Genomic DNA, 14,334 nt, shown 5'->3' with positions numbered 1-14,334 from the left:
CCCCCGACCGTCGCTCACATTATTCTTCGTAGATTATGAATAATGAAAACACGTTAAGCATCTTTTTCGCCGTAATCGGGTGGCGTAATTTCTCACCCATGAAGAGACAAAGGACAAGAAGATGAGCGATTACCTGAGAAATATGATTAACAATCAAAGCATAACTCCACCCGCCACGTTGATTAAGGGCGCAACCCTGCTCAGCATGGATGACAGGGTGGGTAATTTTGAGCGCGGAGATATCCTTATCGAAGGCGCAAAGATCGTCGCCATTGGTGAAAATCTGGCAGCAGAAGGCGCCCGCATAATAGATGCCACACATATGATTGCCATGCCGGGCCTGGTGGATACCCATCGCCATGCCTGGGAGGGACAACTGCGCCGCATTAACCCCGACGCCAAAACGCTTGAAGATTACTGCAACGCCACGCACTTCTCATTCGCCAGGTATTATCGCCCTGCCGATATTTATATCGGCAACCTGCTCACCGCCCTGGGGTGTATTGATGCCGGTATCACCACGGTGATTGATAATTCCCATAACAGCCGCACCGCTGCGCATTCGGACGCGGCCGTTGAGGCCCTGCTGGATGCGGGGATCCGCGCCGTACACGCTTCCGGTGCACCGGTGTCCGGAGAATGGGATCGCGCGCACTGGCCCGGTAACTGGCAGCGCCTGCAAGAAAAGTATTTCCAGAATAACCCTGAAAGTCTTGTTTCGCTGGCGGTCATGGCCCAGCTGGAACCGGAGAGATGGCTGGAGGCCCGCAGGCTGGGGTTGCCAATCGTGACCGAATTCTTTGGGGGTGAAATGGCGTCGCAGCTTGAGGCGCTGCATCAGCAGGGGCTTCTGGGACCGGACAATATTTTTAATCACTGCACCGCACTGCCGGACGACGGATGGAAAATTCTGCGGGACGCGGGCGTACGCGTGAACGTCTGCCCCCGTTCCGATGCGCACTATGGGATTGAAGACGGCATGTTTGCCCTTCAGTCCGCGCTGCGCCACGGCATCAGCCCCGGCCTCAGCGTTGACAATGAAACGTCGTACAGCGGCGACATGTTTATGGAAATGCGCGTGGCTTTTTACCTCCAGCGCGTCATGGGCATGCATCAGCAGCACTGCTGTGGTTCAGCGCACACCGTAAATACGCTTCATACCCAACAGCTCCTGAAAGCAGCCACCGTCGATGGTGCGGCCTGTGCAGGGTTACAGGAGAGCATCGGCAGCCTGACGCCGGGCAAACAGGCCGACCTGGTGCTTATTAACGCCGGCGCTCTCAACCTCTATCCGTCCGGCAATGCATTTGGCACGGTGGTCCATGCGGCAGAGCGCAGCAACATCCATACCGTCATGATTGCCGGACGAATCGTGAAGCAAGACGGCAACGTGCTGGGGGTCGACATCACCCGCATTCGCGGGGCCATTGATGAATCACGTCATCATCTCTTTACCTCAGCCGGGTATGAGCCGGACATATTTGCTGACGCCTTCCTGCCGCTGGCGCAGGATTAAGCCCCTTCAACCACAACAAATGTCCCGGTTGCCGCCCCCGCGCGCAACTTTCTGGCGGCCACGTACCCGGGACTGTTATAAAAACGTTTGGCCTCAGCATACGAATCAAACTCTAAAACGACATGGCGTTCATGCGCTTCCCCTTCCAGGTTTTCATATTCCCCGGACCAGACGATGACCCGGGGGTTGAACCCCTGCAGCGCTTCCCCAGCAGCGTTCGCATATTCTGCATAGGCAGCAGGATCTGTGACGGTCACGTGGGCGATTAAATAACCTTTATTCATCTTCGTTATCCTTCCTGAGGACTGTTGCCGGTGGTGTAAAACACATCAACCTGTTTGACAGCGTGACGCGGTATGAAGACACTCTATTAGTCATCAATAAGGGAATAAATCACCCAAAAAATAACGCACTGTTACCCGGAAGGTGAACAATGAAAAACCTGCATGCACTGACTATTTTTGCGCGCGTCGCAGAAATGCAGAGCTTTACTCAGGCGGCAGAGAGCCTGGGCATTAAGAAAGGCCGCGTTTCAACGGTCGTACGTGAGCTTGAGCATGACCTCGGGACGACGCTGTTGCACCGGACTACCCGCGCGGTACAGCTGACCGAAGACGGTCGGGCTTTTTATTCGCGCGCCCAGGATTTGTTAGCAGATGCAGAAGGTCTGCAGTCCATGTTTGCGCCTGGCGGCATGTCACTGCGGGGACGTTTACGCGTCGATATGCCAGCAGTGTTGGCCCAAAGCGTAGTGATTCCCGCCCTGCCACAACTGCTGGACGCGCATCCTGAACTTGAAATAGAACTTTCAAGCACAGACCGGCGAGTCGATCTGGTTCAGGAAGGCTTTGACTGCGTGATTCGTTTTGGGCCCATTGTTGATGAGACCCTCATTGCCCGACCGCTGGGTCAGCTACGGATGATTAACGCCGCCAGCCCACGCTACCTGGAGCGCGTCGGGGTGCCCGAGACGATCGACGACCTGCTTCGTCAGGGACACCGAATGGTGCATTACATGCGAAATTTTGGTGCCCGACCTGATGGCTGGCAGTACCCGGACGGTGATGGCTACCGGTCCGTGATGTTACCCGGCGCCGCGCGGGTCAACAGCGTACCGGCCTATCATGAAGCCGGGCTGGCGGGTCTGGGCTTAATTCAGGGCGGGTATTCCGCGCTGGCGCCCCATATCCAGCGCGGCGCGCTGGTTGAAGTGCTTCCCCATTTGCCTCCTGAACCGCTTAATGCCGCTTTCGTGGTCGCCCATCGGCGTAATTTATCGCAGCGTGTCAGAGCTTTTATGCACTGGACAGAAGTCATTTTAAAACCGTACTTTGATTAATATCCTGCTAAAGATATTCACGCTAATTGTCGGCGGCCGGACGGCAATATTATCTCGCCCAGGGACGTTTCTTGTGAAAGGAATATACAACGCAAAGGCGAATAATGACTAAAACTGGCAGTTGATTGTTATTTGTGTGGCTTTTAAAATTTAATTGCAAGGTATTTATTAAATTTTAATTAGGGACATAAAAATGACAAGAAATACGCTTTTACTGACGATGATGGCCGCCTTTTCAGGCATAGTATACGCAGGGGAAACGCAATTTACGCCGAATTTCTCACCTGACAGCGTCACCGTTTCAGCCTCGGGCGGGATGCTCAGCGGGAAATCCCATGAAATGGTGTATGACGACGTCACAGGCAGAAAAATCAGCCAACTGGACTGGAAAATTAAAAACGTCGCCATCCTGAAAGGCGATATTTCCTGGGATGCGTACCCTTTCCTGACCCTGAACGCACGCGGCTGGACCTCGCTGGCATCCGGCTCGGGTCATATGGATGACTATGACTGGATGAACGAAAGACAATCCAGCTGGACAGATCATTCGACGCATCCGGCAACTAACGTCAATTATGCCAATGAATACGATCTCAATGTAAAAGGCTGGATATTGCAGGGCGAAAGCTATAAAGCGGGCGTGACTGCCGGTTATCAGGAAACCCGTTTTAGCTGGACGGCCACCGGTGGCTCTTATAATTATGATAACGGTACCAACACGGGGAATTTCCCGGCGGGCGAACGCGGCATTGGTTATAGCCAGCGCTTCTCAATGCCTTATATTGGGCTTGTGGGGCAGTATCGTATTAATAATTTCGAATTTAATGGCCTGTTTAAATTCAGTGACTGGGTGCGCGCTCATGATAACGACGAGCACTATATGCGCGACCTGACCTTCCGCGAGAAAACCTCAGACTCTCGCTATTATGGTGCGTCAGTGGATGCAGGATATTACGTCACGCCACACGCCAAAGTCTTTGCCGAGTTCGCGTATAGCCGTTACAAAGAGGGCAAAGGCGGCACGCAGATTATTGATACTAACACGGGCGAATCCGGGTCAATTGGCGGTGATGCGGCGGGCATTTCCAACAAAAACTATACCGTTACCGCCGGTCTGCAATACCGGTTCTGATTTCGCGCAACGCATCAGGCCAGCGTAAACATGCACAGGCCCCTGACGGGGCCTTTTTCGATGCGCTGCTTTGACATCAGCAGGTGCGCGCCCCTTCATGACGCCGATTTTGGTCGCAGATCCTCGTCAAACTCCAGACGTTTTCGACCGGGCTCCACTTCGCGCAGGGGTTCGACCTGATGCAGGGTCAGCTTGCAGCGATCCACCAGCACCTGATACTCACGCGTGCCCTGCTTCTTCCAGGCAATTTCCTGCTCGCTCAGCACACGTATCGCTTTTGCCGGACTTCCAATGATCAAATGGTTGGCGGGCATCTCCGCTTTCGCTTTCACAAAGGCCGCCGCGCCGACAATGCTGTTTTCGCCAATTACCGCGCCGTCCATGATCACCGCGTTCATCCCTACCAGAGCGTTACGGCGGATAATACAGCCGTGCAGAATCGCGCTGTGGCCGATATGTCCGTCCTCTTCCACCACCGTGTCCTGCTCCGGGAAACCGTGCATGACGCAGTTATCCTGAATGTTCGCACCGTCTTTCACCACAATCCGGCCAAAATCGCCGCGCAGGCTGGCATTCGGGCCAACATACACGCCTTTGCCCAGGATCACGTCGCCGATGAGCACCGCCGTCGGGTGAACGTAGCTCTCATCAGGCACCACCGGCGTCAGACCGTCAATTTGATAAACGGGCATCTCCACTCCTTATACGATAGTAAGACCACCAAAGCGTTGATAGTAGAGCGTGCCGGGCACAGGCAGTTCGCCGACGGAGGTTTCACCTTTCTCACTGACAAACGCCAGCGCCCCCGGTGCCACACGCTGATAAATATTAATGCACAGCTGTCGCGCACTTTGTCCGGCCCAGTGTGCGGGCAATAACTCCTCCGGCAACAACGGGTCTTTCAGCACCACGCGACGGTAAAAATGGATCAGCAACAGCTGGATCTGGAAGCAGCGTTCCGGCGTTAATTCGTCCGGCGCGGCCTCTTTCAGCAGCGGCAGAAGAGGACGGAACGAGTGGATAAACGTCTCGTACATCGCGTTCTGTTCGGTCAACTGCCAGCACTCCTCGACCCGGGCACGCAGCGCCGCGCGGGACAGCGCCAGCGGCGAATGGGCCTCGAAGAAGATGACGTTTTCCGCCACGCCTGCGTCGTGTAAAAGCGACTGCACATCCGCCAGATGCTGCGACGGGGAGGCCATCAGGCTGGGAGCCAGGGTGCCAAAACCCTGCCAGATCAGCTGCTTCTTGACGTCAGCAAGGGTGGTTTTATCCAGACCTTCCGAGAGCAGCAACAGCCACTTGCCGTCCCATGCCGGGAGTTCAGCACGGTAGATTTTACTCTCCGCGCGGCGGGTCAAACGCAGCCCTTTGTCGCTCAGCCGGTAAAAGCTGCGTCGTCCGATGCGCGACACATCCAGCCAGCCCTCTTTGTTAAGACGAAACAGCGCAGTGCGCACAAAGCGCTCGCCAAACCCCATGCCTTCCAGTAAGGCGGCGAGGCTGCCAAGCCAAATCTCGCCACCGCGATGTGAAAGCGCGTCACCGTATAATGAGGAGATAAGCGACGTTCCGCTAACGGGAACCGAGCTAACCGCGTGCTGGATAAAGGCATCGAGTTTATTCATATGATTCATTCTGTTGTTATTTTTGGTCTGGATGAATCATAGCATATTCCCCTCACCCCGGCCCTCTCCCAAAGTGAGAGGGGGATAACGTCCCTTCCCCCCTCCGGGGAGAAGGTTAGGATGAGGGGGTGAGGGAAACTCAACCGTTAGCCGCAACTTTACGCAAATCAAACACCCGACAGGCTTTGCCCTCTGAGCGCGGGATACTGCCGCAGTTGACAATCATCACGTCGGTGGAGATCCCGACCATCGATTTAATCCGATGGCGCAGCTGGTGGCACACCTGGCAGCGCTGCTCGTGGGTCAGCGTTAAGCTGCTCTCTTTCAGCTCCACCTTCACGGAAAGTGAATCAAGATGGCCGCGGCGGTTGACCTCCAGCTGGTAGTGCGGGGAGAGGTGTTCGAACTTCACGATCTCCTCTTCCAGCTGGGACGGGAAGACGTTGACGCCGCGGATGATGAGCATATCGTCACTGCGACCGCTGATCCTGTCCATACGGCGCATGGTGCGGGCGGTCCCAGGAAGCAGGCGCGTCAGGTCGCGGGTGCGATAACGAATCACCGGCAGCGCCTCCTTGGTCAGCGTGGTGAACAGCAGTTCGCCCTGCTCGCCATCATTAAGCGGCGTGCCGTCATTCGGGTTGACGATCTCCGGATAGAAATGATCTTCCCAGATGGTCGGACCGTCGGCGGTTTCGATACACTCCATCGCCACGCCTGGCCCCATGACCTCGGAAAGCCCATAGATATCCAGCGCGGTGATCCCCAGACGTTTCTCGATTTCGCGGCGCATGGCCTGCGTCCACGGCTCTGCGCCAAACACCCCCACACGCAGGGAGCAGGCGCTGGCATCGCCTCCCATCTGGCGCTCCAGCTCTTCGATCAGATTAAGGCAGTAGGATGGCGTCACCATGATCATATCCGGCTGGAAATCGCGGATCAGCTGCGCCTGTTTCTCCGTCTGGCCGCCGGACATCGGGATAACGGTCGCCCCTAAACGCTCTGCGCCATAGTGCGCGCCCAGCCCACCGGTAAACAGGCCATACCCATAGGCCACATGAATTTTGTCTTTCGCACTGCCGCCCGCGGCGCGCAGAGAACGGGCCACCAGGTTGGCCCAGTTGTCGATGTCATGTTGGGTATAACCGACGACGGTTGGCTTTCCGGTGGTGCCGGAAGAGGCGTGAATACGCACCACCTGCTCCATCGGTACGGCAAAGGTATCGAACGGATAGTTATCACGCAGGTCCTGCTTGGTGGTGCACGGGAACTTACGGATGTCTTCCAGCGTTTTAAAATCGTCAGGGTGAACGCCCGCGGCGTCAAACTTGCGTTTGTACATCGGAACGTTGTTATAGGCGTGATGCAGCGTCCATTTCAGACGCTCGGTTTGCAGCGCCTGTAATTCGTCAATGGAGGCCGTTTCGATCGGATCAAGCTTTGTTGTATTTGTCATTGTAGGGTACTCACACTGTTATTCGCTCAAACACGCTCAAGGATCATGGCAATGCCCTGACCCACACCGATGCACATCGTACACAGCGCATAGCGCCCGTTGCGTCGATGCAATTCATTGCTCGCGGCCAGCGCCAGTCTGGCACCGCTCATGCCCAGCGGGTGGCCCAACGCAATGGCCCCTCCGTTCGGGTTGACGTGTTCAGCGTCATCCGGCAATCCCAGCTGACGTAACACGCCCAGCGCCTGAGAAGCGAAAGCTTCGTTAAGCTCAATCACGTCCATATCGTTGATGCTGAGCCCGGCACGTTCCAGCACTTTGCGGGTGGCTGGCACCGGTCCTAAGCCCATCAGACGTGGCTCCACGCCAGCGGTAGCCATCGCCACGATCCGCGTGCGCGGGACAAGCCCTTGCGCGTGCGCCATCGACTCGCTGGCGATAATCAACGCCGCAGCGCCATCGTTTACACCGGAGGCGTTACCCGCCGTCACGACACCGTTCTTGCGAAACGGTGTTTTCAGCGCGGCAAGTTGTTCAAGCGTGGTATCAGCACGGGGATGCTCATCTACCGAAACTTCCGTAACCGTTCCTTTTTTGCCGGTCACCTGCACCGGCACAATCTCCTGCGCCAGAATGCCGTTCTGCTGCGCCTGAGCAGTACGCTGCTGGCTGCGCAGCGCGAACGCATCCTGATCGGCCCGGCTGATATTTAACAATTCAGCTACATTCTCTGCCGTTTCCGGCATGCTGTCAGTTCCGAATTGCTGATGCATGAGCGGATTCACAAATCGCCAGCCGAGGGTGGTGTCGAAAATCTCCGCCTGACGCTGGAACGCCGCCGTGGCTTTACCCATTACAAACGGCGCTCGGGACATTGACTCGACGCCGCCTGCAAGCAGCATGTCGCCATCACCCGCCCTGATCGCCCGCGCGGCAAAGCCAATCGCGTCCAGACCCGAACCGCACAGGCGGTTCAGCGTGGTGCCCGAGACCGTCTGAGGCAGTCCGGCCAGCAGCAGCGACATACGCGCCACGTTGCGGTTATCTTCCCCCGCCTGGTTGGCGCAGCCGAAGATCACATCATCAATCCGCTCGAGGTCGAGCTGCGGATAACGGGCCAGCAGCGCACGCAGCGGCACCGCGCCGAGATCGTCGGCGCGAACGCTGGCCAGCGCCCCGCCATAGCGCCCCACCGGGGTTCGAACGCCATCACAAATAAAAGCGTCACGCATCAGGCTTCTCCTGTCACACTGCCGCCGATGCGGTGAGATTTTCCGCGAAACAGGGCAACGGTTTTCTGTTGTTGGTTCTGAATTTCAATGTCATACACGCCGGTCAGTTTGCCCTGATGCTTAACCCGCGCGGTGGCGGTCAGCGTGTCGCCGGCAAACCCCGGGCGCAGAAAATCGATTGAACAGCCTGACGCCACTGCCGCCAGCCCCTGGCTGTTGCAGGCGTAGGCAAAGGCGGTATCGGCCAGTGAAAACAGCTGCCCTCCGTGGCAGGTTTTGTGGCCGTTGAGCATCTGCGGGGTGATGGTCATCGTTACTACCGCGTAGCCATCGTCCATGTCGATGATGTCGATCCCCAGCGCCTGGGCGCAGGCGTCCTGTTCATACATGGTACGGGCGTTATGCCAGGCGTTATGACTCATAGCTACTCTCCAGAAGCGCACGCTGGCGCAGCAGTGAACAAGGGCGATAGCGTTCTTCGCCGTAATGGCGTTGCAAATTTTCCAGCAGCGTTAACAGCCGTTGCCAGCCCAGACGCTCACCCCAGGCAATGGGCCCGTTCGGGTAATTCACGCCGAGGCGCATGGCGGTGTCGATATCCTTCTCGCTGGCCACCCCTTTTTGCAGCGCATCCAGCGCTTCGTTGGCGATCATCGCCACCGTCCGCCAGACCAGCAGGCCGGGGTAATCGGCAATGTGCAGTACCCGGTGTCCCTGCTGCTGCAGGTACCAGACGGCTTTTTGCGTGGCGGTATGCGGGTTATCCGATGCGGCTGCGATCACCGCCACGTCGCGTTCAATGCGGTCAATCACCACGACCGGACAGTGAAAACGCCGGGCCAGCGCCTGAGCGGTCTCCCCCTGGGTTTCAATCAACAGGAGCTCATCAATTTCCGTGACACCGTCACCTCTTCGCTGCACACGCATGGGGGTAAAGCTGTCGTTTACTGCGTCAAGCCACGGCACAGACGGTTTCTCACCGTGCCAGTCGTAAACGCCCTTCCCGCTTTTTTTGCCCAGCCGCCCCGCCAGCACCAGTTCCTGCTGCACCAGCGACGGCAGGAAACGACGTTCCTGCCAGAAGGCATTGAATACGGAACAGGTCACCGCAAAGTTGACGTCCTGACCAATCATGTCGGTCAGCTCCAGCGGTCCCATCGGGAAACCGCCGCCGTCGCGCAGGGCGGTATCAATCACTTCTGGCGAGGCGACCTGCTCTTCCAGGGCGCGCCAGGCTTCAGAATAGAACGGACGCGCAACGCGGTTGACGATAAACCCTGGCGTTGACTGACAGCGAACGGGCTGTTTCCCCCAGTTCAGCGCCAGCTCGCACAGCGCATCGGCCACTTCGGGCGATGTCGCCAGCCCGCTCACCACCTCGACCAGCTTCATGACCGGTGCAGGATTAAAGAAATGCAGCCCCGCGACGCGCTCCGGATGGTGAACATCCGCCGCAATCGCCGTAACAGAAATGGAGGAGGTATTGCTGGTCAGCAAGGTCTGCGGCGGGCAAATCTGAGCCAGTTGCGCAAACAGCGCTTTTTTGACGTCGATACGCTCAGACGCGGCTTCAATCACCAGATCTGCCGCGGCGAGCGCTTCGATATCCGTTACCGGCAGCAGCCTGGCAAGAATCTGGCTGCCAGCATCGGCGGAAAGTTTTCCGCGAGTCACCCGGGAGGCGAGACGCTGGCGGATCCCGTCAATCGCGCGTGAAATCGCGTCCGAAGCAATGTCATACATCAGAACCTGATGCCCATGACTCGCCGCGACTTCCGCAATTCCCGCGCCCATCGTGCCGCTTCCAATGACGGCGACAGTACGAACCGTGATCGCCATCTTATTTCCCCGTGAATGTCGGTGCGCGTTTGGCAAGGAAGGCGCTGACCCCTTCCCGGTAGTCGTCGCTGCGACCGGCCAGACGTTGATAATCGCGCTCCAGGTCAAGCTGGGCGTCGAGGGTGTTGGTCTCTGCCGCGTTAATCGCCTGCTTAATCAGCCCCAGACCAAAGGTGGGCTGAGAAGCAAAGTGCAGCGCCATCTGCTGGGCCGTGGCGGAGAGGTGTTCGTCATCCACCACCTTCCAGATCATCCCCCAGGCGTGTGCCTGTTCGGCGGTGAGTTTGTCTCCGAGTAACGCCAGCCCCATTGCGCGGGCGCGCCCGGCGACGCGCGGCAGGAACCATGTTCCCCCGCAGTCCGGCACTAATCCGAGCTTGCTGAAGGCCATCACAAAGGTGGCAGAACGGGCGGCAATGACCATGTCACACCCCAGTGCCAGGGTGGCCCCGGCCCCGGCGGCCACGCCGTTGACCGCGCAAATCACCGGTTTCGGCAACGTCGCAAGACGGCGAACCAGCGGGTTGTAGAACGTCTCCACGGACATTCCCAGATCCGGTGCCGGGCCGTTAGGGTCGACGTTGCGGTCATTAAGATCCTGACCCGCGCAGAAGCCGCGCCCCGCCCCGGTAATAAGCAGACAGCGGATGGTGTCATCGCGCTCGGCCTGCTTCAGGCACTCAGCGAGTTGCTGATGCATCACGTCGTTAAAGCTGTTCAGACGCTCCGGACGGTTCAGCGTCAGGGTCATCACGCCTTGTTCTACATGACTGAGAATAAATTCCACGATTAGCGTCCTTTAAAGTCGGGGGTACGTTTCTGTAAGAATGCGTCGATGCCTTCTCGCCGGTCTTCGGTCGCTGAAAGCAGCGTAAACAGCTGTCGCTCCTGGACCAGTCCGGCCTGCAGGGAAACCTCCTGAGACTGGCGCAGCGCCTGCTTCGCCGCCTGGAGCGCCAGCGGTGAGTGTCGTGCCATCAGCGCCGCCTGTTTCAGGGCATATTCCAGCGTCAATGAAGCCGGGAACACATCGCTGACCAGCCCGGCGCGCTGCGCCTGCTGCGCGGTAATGCTCTCCCCGGTCAGCACCATTTTGCTGGCCAGCGATTTGCCCACGCTACGAATCAGGCGCTGCGTACCGCCCGCCCCGGGCATGATGCCGAGCGTAATTTCCGGCAGACCAAAACGGGCGTTATCCCCGGCAATCACCACGTCGCACAGCAGCGCAAGCTCGCAGCCCGCGCCCAGCGCGAAGCCGTTGACGGCGGCAATCAGGGGTTTGTTGAAGGCGGTGATCCGGGCCCACAGCTGGGGACGGATATCGTTCAGGGTGGCAGGCAGGTCTTTCTCCGCCATTTCGTTGAGATCTGCGCCGGCAGCAAAGCAGCGTGCGTTGCCGTAAATCACGCAAACGGAGAGATCGCGATCGGCCGCAGCGGCGTCGAGCGCGTCAGCAATCTGCTCTAACAGGGCGTTATTCAGCGCGTTGCGTGCCGCCGGACGGTTAAGCGTCAGCTGCAGGACACGACCATGACGGGTGACCATCAGTTCGCTCATGCCATCCCCCTGGAGTCAAAATCGACGATCACGTCAGCGGTTAACGGCAGCGACTGACAGCTCAGCACATACCCGGCCGCCAGTTCGTCCGGCTCAAGGCTGTAGTTCGTCGCCATATCAACTTTGCCACGCAGCACTTTGCATTTGCAGGTCGCGCATACGCCGCCCTTGCAGGCATACGGCAGGTCGGCGCCCTGACGCAGGGCGGCATCAAGAATGCTTTCATCGTTTGCCGTGAGGGTAATTTCCCGGTCGTGACCGTCCTGACGCACGGTGACTTTCTGCCCTTCAGCCTGCACGCTGACCGTGCGTTTGCCGGTCGAGCCTGGCGTATTAAAACGCTCAAGGTGAATCGATTTCTCTGGCATCCCCAGCGCTTTCAGCGCCGCTTCCGCGTCGTCCATCATGGCGGACGGGCCACAAATAAAGGCTTCGTCGTACTGGCGGAAGTTGATCAGGGTTTTCGCCAGCGCCTGCAGCTTCTCACCGTCGATACGTCCATGCAGCAGATCGCTGTCGAGCACCTCCTGGCTGAAGATGGCGACCAGCTGCAGACGCTGCGGGTATTTGTCTTTCAGATCGGCAAGCGCCTCGCGAAACATCATGCTCTGGCTGCTGCGGTTGCCGTAGATCAAGGTGAAATGACTGTTCGGCTCGGTGGCGAGCGTGGCGGACAAGATGGCCAGCATTGGGGTAATGCCTGAACCCGCGGCAATGGCCAGATAATGCCCTTCCCGGTCAGCGCGCGGCTGGTAACCAAACTGGCCCTGCGGCACCATGACCTCCAGCGCCATGCCCTGTTTGATCTCATCCCGGGCATAGCGGGAAAAACGTCCGCCCTCGATGGCTTTCACCGCTACGCTGATCTCACCCGGCGCGGTACTGCGGCAGATGGAGTAGCAGCGACGCAGCTCATCCTCACCCAGCTTCGCTTTCAGGGTCAGGTGTTGTCCGGGACGGAAGCGATAGGCGTCCTGCAACGCCTGGGGTACCGCGAAAGTGATGGTCACCGCGTCGCGGGTTTCGGGTTCCACTTTTGCCACTGTTAATGAATGAAACGTTGTCATGGCAACCTCAAATACATTTGAAATAGTCGAAAGGCTCACGGCAGTCGTTGCAGCGATAAAGCGCTTTGCAGGCCGTCGAACCAAATTCACTGATAAGCGAGGTATGTGTGCTGGCACAGCGTGGGCAACTCACCTCGGCCGGAGCATGCGCGTGGCAGCTGTGGCCCACCGGTGGGCTGATGCCATATGCGCGCAGGCGTTCGCGCGCATCCGCTGTCATCCAGTCGGTGGTCCAGGCCGGTTCGAGCTGCAGCACAATATGCACTGGCGTAAAGCCGTGCGCGGTCATCGCCTCGCGAATCGCGCCAAGCAAATGTTCCGTCGCCGGGCAGCCTGAATAGGTTGGCGTAAAGCCAATAACCCAGCCTCCGCCCTGCGCCGATACGCTACGCACCATGCCTAAATCGGTGATGGTTAACACCGGCACTTCCGGGTCCGGGATCTGGCTTAACAGCGACCAGATTTGAGGGATCTCCGCGGGTGCAATCCCGGCAAAACGCTGCATCTTCACCTCCGTACTTACCACTGCTGACCCGGATGGGCGCGCTGGAGATACTGCATTTCTGCCAGCATTGGGCCGAGATGTTCGGTATGCAGCCCGCGCTTGCCCCCCGTGCGATACGCCACTTCCGACGGCACGCTCAGGGTGGCCTCCTGCAAACCGGAAAACACTTCCTGCTCCCACGGCTGACGAAGCTCGCGCGGATCAACCGCGACGCCGGAGGCAATCAACGCCAGCTCGACGTCATCGGCTTCAAACAGCTCGGCCGTAAACCGCCACAGGGTGTCGACCGCCTGCTGCATACGCTGTGAAGATGTTTCCGTGCCGTCACCCAGACGCACCAGCCAGCCACGACTGAAGCGCAGGTGGTAGCGCGCCTCTTTAATGGCTTTCGCGGCGATGGCGGCAAGCTGGCTGTCGCTGCTGTGGGTCAGGCGTTCATACAGCGCTACGTTCCAGGCATCCATAAAGTACTGGCGCGCAAGCGTGTCGGCGAAACTGCCGTTAGGCTGTTCCACCAGCAACACGTTGTGAAACTGGCGTTCATCACGCCCAAACGCCAGGGTGTCTTCATCGCCCTGACCTTCCAGCTCTGCGGCATAGGTCAGGAAATTGCGCGCCTGCCCCAGCAAGTCGAGACCGATGTTGGCGATCGCGAGATCGATTTCCAGCTCCGGCGCGTGACCACACCAGGCGCCCAGACGCTGGGAGAGCACCAGACCGTTGTCGCCCAGACGCAGGGCATATGCGGATAATGTTTTCATCCCTGACCTCACATGTGCTCGATGCCATCAGGGATGGTGTAAAACGTAGGATGGCGGTAAACCTTACTTTCCGCCGGGTCGAAGAACTCGCCGCTCTCTTCCGGCTGAGAGGCGACAATCTCGCTCGCCTTCACCACCCAGATAGAGCAGCCTTCACTGCGACGGGTATAGGCATCACGCGCATTTTCCAGCGCCATGCGATCGTCGGCGGCATGAAGACTTCCCACATGACGGTGGGACAACCCTTGTTTGCTGCGTACGAACACTTCGTACAGCGGCCAGTAGACATTGCTCATCGTGTT

General features: G+C 58.2%; 16 protein-coding genes. 3 read left to right on the top strand and 13 right to left on the bottom strand.

Features of this window, described 5'->3' with window-relative positions:
• The first annotated feature begins 121 nt into the window (after window positions 1-121).
• A complete protein-coding gene (locus tag AM379_RS18985; RefSeq protein WP_106504078.1) occupies window positions 122-1,516 on the top strand; it encodes an amidohydrolase family protein in 1,395 nt (464 codons plus the stop codon).
• Here AM379_RS18985 and AM379_RS18980 read toward each other — a convergent pair.
• On the bottom strand, window positions 1,513-1,800 hold the full coding sequence (locus AM379_RS18980; protein WP_014169939.1) for a DUF1330 domain-containing protein: 288 nt from the start codon (window positions 1,798-1,800) through the stop codon (window positions 1,513-1,515). The two genes, AM379_RS18985 and AM379_RS18980, sit on opposite strands and share 4 nt — an antisense overlap.
• Before the next feature lie 149 nt (window positions 1,801-1,949).
• Between AM379_RS18980 and AM379_RS18975 the strand changes: the two genes are divergently transcribed.
• The gene (locus AM379_RS18975) at window positions 1,950-2,855 is read left to right on the top strand and encodes a LysR family transcriptional regulator (RefSeq protein WP_106504077.1); all 906 of its coding nucleotides are present in this window, start codon (window positions 1,950-1,952) and stop codon (window positions 2,853-2,855) included.
• Window positions 2,856-3,048: 193 nt separating this feature from the next.
• Window positions 3,049-3,987 carry an omptin family outer membrane protease gene (locus tag AM379_RS18970; protein WP_032678092.1) on the top strand — a complete coding sequence of 313 codons (939 nt, stop codon included), beginning with the start codon at window positions 3,049-3,051 and terminating at the stop codon, window positions 3,985-3,987.
• Window positions 3,988-4,082: 95 nt separating this feature from the next.
• Here the strand turns inward: AM379_RS18970 and paaY are convergent, their stop codons facing one another.
• The 12 genes from paaY to paaB all read right to left on the bottom strand — a co-directional run bounded on the left by paaY (window position 4,083) and on the right by paaB (window position 14,328).
• Window positions 4,083-4,679, bottom strand: coding sequence for a phenylacetic acid degradation protein PaaY (gene paaY, locus AM379_RS18965; protein WP_032678091.1), 597 nt, complete (start codon window positions 4,677-4,679; stop codon window positions 4,083-4,085).
• Between the two features lie 9 nt (window positions 4,680-4,688).
• Complete coding sequence (gene paaX, locus AM379_RS18960; protein WP_014169935.1) at window positions 4,689-5,624, bottom strand: phenylacetic acid degradation operon negative regulatory protein PaaX; 936 nt, start codon at window positions 5,622-5,624, stop codon at window positions 4,689-4,691.
• A gap of 130 nt (window positions 5,625-5,754) precedes the next feature.
• Complete coding sequence (paaK, locus tag AM379_RS18955; RefSeq protein ID WP_014169934.1) at window positions 5,755-7,071, bottom strand: phenylacetate--CoA ligase PaaK; 1,317 nt, start codon at window positions 7,069-7,071, stop codon at window positions 5,755-5,757.
• A 26-nt stretch (window positions 7,072-7,097) separates the two neighbouring features.
• Window positions 7,098-8,303 (bottom strand): 3-oxoadipyl-CoA thiolase, encoded by a 1,206-nt coding sequence (gene pcaF, locus AM379_RS18950; protein WP_032678090.1) that lies wholly within the window; start codon window positions 8,301-8,303, stop codon window positions 7,098-7,100.
• Window positions 8,303-8,725 carry a hydroxyphenylacetyl-CoA thioesterase PaaI gene (gene paaI, locus AM379_RS18945; protein WP_020884240.1) on the bottom strand — a complete coding sequence of 141 codons (423 nt, stop codon included), beginning with the start codon at window positions 8,723-8,725 and terminating at the stop codon, window positions 8,303-8,305. The genes pcaF and paaI overlap by 1 nt, the downstream gene beginning before the upstream one ends.
• Window positions 8,715-10,142: a 3-hydroxyacyl-CoA dehydrogenase PaaH gene (gene paaH, locus AM379_RS18940; protein ID WP_032678089.1), complete on the bottom strand. Its 1,428-nt coding sequence runs from the start codon at window positions 10,140-10,142 to the stop codon at window positions 8,715-8,717. The genes paaI and paaH overlap by 11 nt, the downstream gene beginning before the upstream one ends.
• Before the next feature lies 1 nt (window position 10,143).
• The gene (gene paaG, locus AM379_RS18935; RefSeq protein WP_106504076.1) at window positions 10,144-10,932 is read right to left on the bottom strand and encodes a 2-(1,2-epoxy-1,2-dihydrophenyl)acetyl-CoA isomerase PaaG; all 789 of its coding nucleotides are present in this window, start codon (window positions 10,930-10,932) and stop codon (window positions 10,144-10,146) included.
• The gene (gene paaF, locus AM379_RS18930; RefSeq protein ID WP_032678087.1) at window positions 10,932-11,699 is read right to left on the bottom strand and encodes a 2,3-dehydroadipyl-CoA hydratase PaaF; all 768 of its coding nucleotides are present in this window, start codon (window positions 11,697-11,699) and stop codon (window positions 10,932-10,934) included. Before paaF ends, paaG begins: the two co-directional genes overlap by 1 nt.
• Window positions 11,696-12,766 carry a 1,2-phenylacetyl-CoA epoxidase subunit PaaE gene (paaE, locus tag AM379_RS18925; RefSeq protein ID WP_032678086.1) on the bottom strand — a complete coding sequence of 357 codons (1,071 nt, stop codon included), beginning with the start codon at window positions 12,764-12,766 and terminating at the stop codon, window positions 11,696-11,698. The genes paaF and paaE overlap by 4 nt, the downstream gene beginning before the upstream one ends.
• 7 nt (window positions 12,767-12,773) lie before the next feature.
• Entirely contained in the window at window positions 12,774-13,271 is a 498-nt protein-coding gene (paaD, locus tag AM379_RS18920) for a 1,2-phenylacetyl-CoA epoxidase subunit PaaD (RefSeq protein ID WP_032678085.1), read from the bottom strand.
• Window positions 13,272-13,285: 14 nt separating this feature from the next.
• The gene (gene paaC, locus AM379_RS18915) at window positions 13,286-14,032 is read right to left on the bottom strand and encodes a 1,2-phenylacetyl-CoA epoxidase subunit PaaC (RefSeq protein WP_032678084.1); all 747 of its coding nucleotides are present in this window, start codon (window positions 14,030-14,032) and stop codon (window positions 13,286-13,288) included.
• 8 nt (window positions 14,033-14,040) lie between these two features.
• Entirely contained in the window at window positions 14,041-14,328 is a 288-nt protein-coding gene (paaB, locus tag AM379_RS18910; protein WP_003857353.1) for a 1,2-phenylacetyl-CoA epoxidase subunit PaaB, read from the bottom strand.
• Window positions 14,329-14,334: the final 6 nt, after the last annotated feature.

Source organism: Enterobacter cloacae complex sp. FDA-CDC-AR_0132 (assembly GCF_003010695.1).
Classification (GTDB): Bacteria; Pseudomonadota; Gammaproteobacteria; order Enterobacterales; family Enterobacteriaceae; genus Enterobacter; species Enterobacter ludwigii.
The sequence above is the reverse complement of the archived record's forward strand: the minus strand, read 5'-3'. Positions and strand labels throughout refer to the sequence as shown.

Coding starts and splice junctions, on each gene's coding strand:
- AM379_RS18985 (WP_106504078.1), top strand. CDS start 122: ATGAGCGATTACCTGAGAAATATGATTAACAATCAAAGCATAACTCCA.
- paaX (WP_014169935.1), bottom strand. CDS start 5,624: ATGAATCATATGAATAAACTCGATGCCTTTATCCAGCACGCGGTTAGC.
- paaB (WP_003857353.1), bottom strand. CDS start 14,328: ATGAGCAATGTCTACTGGCCGCTGTACGAAGTGTTCGTACGCAGCAAA.
- AM379_RS18970 (WP_032678092.1), top strand. CDS start 3,049: ATGACAAGAAATACGCTTTTACTGACGATGATGGCCGCCTTTTCAGGC.
- AM379_RS18980 (WP_014169939.1), bottom strand. CDS start 1,800: ATGAATAAAGGTTATTTAATCGCCCACGTGACCGTCACAGATCCTGCT.
- pcaF (WP_032678090.1), bottom strand. CDS start 8,303: ATGCGTGACGCTTTTATTTGTGATGGCGTTCGAACCCCGGTGGGGCGC.
- paaD (WP_032678085.1), bottom strand. CDS start 13,271: ATGCAGCGTTTTGCCGGGATTGCACCCGCGGAGATCCCTCAAATCTGG.
- paaI (WP_020884240.1), bottom strand. CDS start 8,725: ATGAGTCATAACGCCTGGCATAACGCCCGTACCATGTATGAACAGGAC.
- paaY (WP_032678091.1), bottom strand. CDS start 4,679: ATGCCCGTTTATCAAATTGACGGTCTGACGCCGGTGGTGCCTGATGAG.
- AM379_RS18975 (WP_106504077.1), top strand. CDS start 1,950: ATGAAAAACCTGCATGCACTGACTATTTTTGCGCGCGTCGCAGAAATG.
- paaH (WP_032678089.1), bottom strand. CDS start 10,142: ATGGCGATCACGGTTCGTACTGTCGCCGTCATTGGAAGCGGCACGATG.
- paaF (WP_032678087.1), bottom strand. CDS start 11,699: ATGAGCGAACTGATGGTCACCCGTCATGGTCGTGTCCTGCAGCTGACG.
- paaK (WP_014169934.1), bottom strand. CDS start 7,071: ATGACAAATACAACAAAGCTTGATCCGATCGAAACGGCCTCCATTGAC.
- paaE (WP_032678086.1), bottom strand. CDS start 12,766: ATGACAACGTTTCATTCATTAACAGTGGCAAAAGTGGAACCCGAAACC.
- paaC (WP_032678084.1), bottom strand. CDS start 14,032: ATGAAAACATTATCCGCATATGCCCTGCGTCTGGGCGACAACGGTCTG.